Raw genomic sequence first — 4,333 nt, forward strand, 5'->3', positions numbered from 1 at the left:
ACGCGTTGACCACATGCCCACAGCAGCTGCAGCAGACAGCGTCTCTGGCTGCGTGATAGAAAGCCATCAGGAGCGGTCAGTTTCCAACTAACAAACCGGTTCAAGCGGTCCCGCTCCGCGGGTCCATTTCAGGAGGGATTGGACGATGCCTTTCAGGGAGAGAAGTCCTATGGAGGAGCGTATCGCGTTGATGTGTTTGACTACATCGAGAGATTTTACAACACGACCCGCAGGCATTGAGGATCCCCTGGCCTCTCGTTTTTCGTTGATCCAGAAGAGTTTACTGTTGATCAGGAGCAGTTCTCGAGGGGAGCTTCGGCGACTGCTTGATGATGAATAAGCAGAGGAGCTTTAGGAAGGGGGAGATGTCAACCCGCCCCGTCTGTTTGGTGCAACGGCACATAGCATTCGACGGAGAGCGGAGTTCTCGGGAGGAACCCTCGGGCAAGTGCTGCAGGGGGGTCCCTATCGATCGGGCTGCACATGGCATTGTCGAGAGACAGTCGTCTTCGAAACCAACCTCGGGTCTGAGTACGAGCAGTGGAGTGGAGTTGTAGCACGATAAACCGGCCGCCAGCACCACCGCCAAAGTCACGCCTCACCTCTGCAATCTGCATCGATTGGATGCATAGCCCATCAAGCGCGACGTGAGCGAAGGTTGCGCGCGAGCTGCCCGCCGAGCATTTGGAATGCAGCCAAGCTTGATTCTTCAGCCACGTTCGGGATAGACGCGAACGCGCCGGCGTCCCTCGCTTTCCACCAACTCGCCCCTATAAGGCACTCCATGGATCTCGAAATAGGTCGGCCGCCCGGGCTCGGGCATGATGCGCTCGCCTTCCAAAACGCGCACGAGGTAATCCGGAAGATACCGCTCCCTATGCCTCATCATCGGTTTCGGTCTGATGATGTATGTGATCATGGATGGCTTTGATCTTGGAATCGGCATCCTCTTTCCGTTCGTGGACGGGTGCGAAGACCGAGACACTATGGTCAACACCGTGGCCCCTGTTTGGGACGGCAACGAAACGTGGTTGGCGTTCGGAGGCGCGGGGCTCCTTGCGGCCTTTCCGCTAACCTACTCGGTCAACGTCTCAATCTCCACTGCTCAAGGATCGACCCTATGACCTCGATAACTACCAAAGATGGCGTGCAGATCTTCTATAAGGACTGGGGACCGAAGTCTGCCCAGCCCATTGTCTTTCACCACGGCTGGCCGCTGAGCTCTGACGACTGGGAGAGCCAGATGCTCTTCTTCGTCGGCAAAGGATATCGTGCTATTGCCCATGATCGCCGCGGTCACGGTCGCTCGAGCCAGGTAAGCGATGGCCACGATATGGATCACTACGCATCCGATGCCGCAGCGGTTGTCGAGCAGCTTGACCTTCGCAACGCCATTCACGTTGGCCACTCCCCTGGTGGCGGCGAGGCCGCGCGTTACGTCGGCCGTTGTGGCAAGGATCGCGTGGCCAAGCTGGTACTGATTGGCGCCGTGCCGCCGCTGATGCTGAAGACAGACACCAATCCTGCGGGCTTATCTATCGAAGTGTTCGACGATTTGCGCAATCAGCTCGCCGCCAACAGGGCGCAGTTCTATCTCGATTTCGCGAGCGGTCCATTCTACGGCTACAACCGCCCCGGCGCCAAGGCGTCGCAGGCGGTCATTTGGAATTGGTGGCGACAGGGCATGATGGGCAGCGCGAAGGCGCACTACGACGGGATCAAAGCATTCTCGGAAACTGACTTCAGCGAGGATCTGAGAAAGATCACAGTGCCCACGCTCGTTCTGCACGGTGATGACGATCAAATCGTGCCATGTGCCGATTCTGCGCCCTTTTCGGCGAAGCTGCTGAAGCGCAGCACACTCAAGATCTACGAGAAGCTGCCGCACGGCCTTTGCACGACTCACGCCGACGTCGTCAACGCCGAGTTGCTCTCGTTCATGGCGTCCTAACGTCTCGCGCCGTTGGCAAGCATGAGGCGCAGGACATTTGGTAGAGCTTAAGCGAGGAGCAAACATGGGTGAGGTTAGTCAATTTGTCCCGAAGGCTGAGCGCGAGCGAGCCCGCCTAATTCGACAGGCCTGCGCGATCTATTTCAGCATCTTCCCGCCAGCCGATACGGTCAGCGAACATTTGGGCAAACCACCGGTGGGCATTCCCTTTGGTGGACGGCTGGTCTCACACGGTGATGGAGAGTGACATGACAACGACGACAGGCGATATGACAAATGCTGGCGCGCGAGCGGAATTAACCGCTAATCTTTCGGCCTATTATCTCATTCGGGCCATCGTTGCTGCGGCGTGGGCGGTGGCCGCGGTTGCCATCCCCCATTCAAATGCCATAACCGCGACGCTGCTAGTCAGCTATCCCGCATGGGACGCCTTTGCGAACTGGTTTGATGCTCGCAGCAGCGGTGGTCTGAGAACGAACCAAACACAGGCGCTTAATGTCGCAGTCAGTCTCGTCGCTGCGATCGCAGTGGCCGTCGCTTTGCAATTCAGCATGAATGCAGTGGTCGCGGTCTTCGGGCTCTGGGCGATCGCAGCGGGATTTGCCCAACTGATCACCGGTGTTCGCCGCTGGCGCACGTTCGGTGCACAATGGGCGATGATCCTGAGCGGAGCGCAGTCGATGCTTGCTGGGGTGTTCTTTGTCACGCAGGCGGTTCTCGCTAAGGATACGACCATTTTGGAAGTGGCACCCTACGCCGCTTTCGGTGCACTTTACTTCCTGATCTCTGCGGCACTGTTGATGTTCGCAAATCCGCGGCGAGGCGCCTGACTGCTGCATCGCTTTACGCGGGGCGCGCATACTCGTATTTTCATAGATCATCGCGGTAGGGGACCGGAACAACTCCAGGAGTCAGCGATTCGTCTCAGGTGGCGAATGTTCGATGCTGATGACGAAACAGACACGGCCAGCGACACGGACGCTGCGCGGATGGGCAATCCAGTTGCTCCAGGAAGCGGGCGCCATCCGCCGGTGTGAGGGGCACGGTTGGATGCAAGATCGCGGCGATCCGCATGCGCGGGAGCGCGCTCTTGATATCGCCCGTGGAGACCCGCCAGCAGACGTTTCCCCTGACGCGGCGGCGGCCGAGGTTCGCGACGTGCTGAACTCGATCGGTGATACCTGCCCGGAATGCCCCGGACTCGAAGGGCTGGCCCTCAACGCCAGCCCGGCCTTCTCAATTCAGCGGCCCAGTCTCTTCTCCACGCGTTTCCGCACATTGCCGACCTTTTTGACGGCCTTTTTTACGGCCGGTGCCGACTTTCCGGTCTTCTTTGCCTCGTACTGGACTTCGTAGTTCTGCCCGCCGGCCACCCGCGCCCGGTCCTGTTTTCGCCCGCGCGCCATCTTTGTCCTCGTCTTCTTCGCTACCGCCATCGGTGCCTCCTGTTGTGACATCGATGCAATGCGACAGGGATTCCCAGGTTCCGGAACGATTCGAACTGTGCCAATTTGAATCGGCTGTAGCGTGGAGTTCTTCAGTGGCGTTTCAGCGTCGGAAACCCGAGGCGATCGGCCTCAAGGCGTCCCTGCCCGGCTTCATCGAGCCGGCCCTGGCATCCTCAATCGACAAGGTGCCGTCAGGGACCCGCTGGATTCACGAAATCAAATTCGACGGCTACCGTGTTCAGGTCCATCTGGCCAACGAGGCGGCGACGATCTTCACCCGGCGCGGCCACGATTGGACGCATCGCTTCAAAAAGGTCGCCAACGATGCCTGGCGGATCAAGGCGAGCTCGGCCGTCGTGGATGGCGAGATCGTGGTCCCGGCCGCCGACGGCACGACCGACTTCTCGGTCCTGCAGAACGAGCTCAAGGGTAAGTCGAAGAGCATCGCGCTTGTGGCGTTCGACCTGCTCTATCTGAATGGCCGCGATATCCGGAAGCTACCACTCTTTCAGCGCAAGGCCGAACTCAAGAAGATACTGAACGGCACCGACATCCAGTTCAGCGAAAGTTTCGAGATCGACGGCCGCGAGATGTTCGCGCACGCCTGCAAGCTCGGGCTCGAAGGCATCGTCTCGAAAGTACGTGACGGCGCTATCCAACGGGACGAACGAACGACTGGGTCAAGAAGACCTGTGTGCAGCGGGAAACGTTGACCATTGCCGGTTTTGCACTCGATGGCACGAAGTGGGACGGGCTCTATGTCGGCCGGCGCAAGGGCGACGATCTGGTCTACGCCGGCAAAGTCGACCACGGCTTCGACAAGGTCTCGGCCGCCGATCTGCAGAAGCGGCTTCAGCCCCTCATCCGAAGGACTCAGCCCTATGCCAAGCGCATCGGCCACAAGGGCATCTGGGTCGAACCCAAGCTCCTGGCC

At 59.3% G+C, this 4,333-nt stretch carries 5 protein-coding genes and 3 pseudogenes; 6 read left to right on the top strand and 2 right to left on the bottom strand.

The annotated features are described in order from the left end of the window. Positions 1 to 709 precede the first annotated feature (709 nt). Positions 710 to 850, bottom strand: a complete 141-nt coding sequence (locus CWO89_RS46450; RefSeq protein WP_165421547.1) for a hypothetical protein — start codon at positions 848 to 850, stop codon at positions 710 to 712. A gap of 52 nt (positions 851 to 902) precedes the next feature. Here CWO89_RS46450 and CWO89_RS41280 point away from each other — a divergent pair. The 5 genes and pseudogenes from CWO89_RS41280 to CWO89_RS41300 form a co-directional block, all read left to right on the top strand. Next, a pseudogene (locus tag CWO89_RS41280) lies at positions 903 to 1,094 on the top strand (cytochrome d ubiquinol oxidase subunit II); the annotation flags it as partial. Positions 1,095 to 1,120: 26 nt separating this feature from the next. Continuing rightward, positions 1,121 to 1,951 carry an alpha/beta fold hydrolase gene (locus CWO89_RS41285; RefSeq protein WP_130583987.1) on the top strand — a complete coding sequence of 277 codons (831 nt, stop codon included), beginning with the start codon at positions 1,121 to 1,123 and terminating at the stop codon, positions 1,949 to 1,951. Between the two features lie 64 nt (positions 1,952 to 2,015). After that, positions 2,016 to 2,198, top strand: a complete 183-nt coding sequence (locus CWO89_RS41290; protein ID WP_130583988.1) for a hypothetical protein — start codon at positions 2,016 to 2,018, stop codon at positions 2,196 to 2,198. Position 2,199: 1 nt separating this feature from the next. After that, entirely contained in the window at positions 2,200 to 2,781 is a 582-nt protein-coding gene (locus CWO89_RS41295; RefSeq protein WP_130583989.1) for a DUF308 domain-containing protein, read from the top strand. Between the two features lie 112 nt (positions 2,782 to 2,893). Next, a pseudogene (locus CWO89_RS41300) lies at positions 2,894 to 3,148 on the top strand (hypothetical protein); the annotation flags it as partial. Between the two features lie 44 nt (positions 3,149 to 3,192). On the opposite strand, the gene CWO89_RS41305 reads toward CWO89_RS41300, so the two are convergent. Continuing rightward, positions 3,193 to 3,387 carry a DUF3606 domain-containing protein gene (locus CWO89_RS41305; protein ID WP_130583990.1) on the bottom strand — a complete coding sequence of 65 codons (195 nt, stop codon included), beginning with the start codon at positions 3,385 to 3,387 and terminating at the stop codon, positions 3,193 to 3,195. 104 nt (positions 3,388 to 3,491) lie between these two features. On the opposite strand from CWO89_RS41305, the pseudogene ligD reads away from it, so the two are divergent. Then, positions 3,492 to 4,333, top strand: a pseudogene (ligD, locus tag CWO89_RS41310) (non-homologous end-joining DNA ligase); the annotation flags it as partial.

It is taken from the genome of Bradyrhizobium sp. Leo170 (genome assembly GCF_004296405.1).
Lineage (GTDB): Bacteria > Pseudomonadota > Alphaproteobacteria > Rhizobiales > Xanthobacteraceae > Bradyrhizobium.

What these genes read in the sequence shown, in the direction of transcription:
- CWO89_RS41285 (WP_130583987.1), top strand. Translation starts at nt 1,121, where the DNA reads ATGACCTCGATAACTACCAAAGATGGCGTGCAGATCTTCTATAAGGAC.
- CWO89_RS41305 (WP_130583990.1), bottom strand. Translation starts at nt 3,387, where the DNA reads ATGGCGGTAGCGAAGAAGACGAGGACAAAGATGGCGCGCGGGCGAAAA.
- CWO89_RS41290 (WP_130583988.1), top strand. Translation starts at nt 2,016, where the DNA reads ATGGGTGAGGTTAGTCAATTTGTCCCGAAGGCTGAGCGCGAGCGAGCC.
- CWO89_RS41295 (WP_130583989.1), top strand. Translation starts at nt 2,200, where the DNA reads ATGACAACGACGACAGGCGATATGACAAATGCTGGCGCGCGAGCGGAA.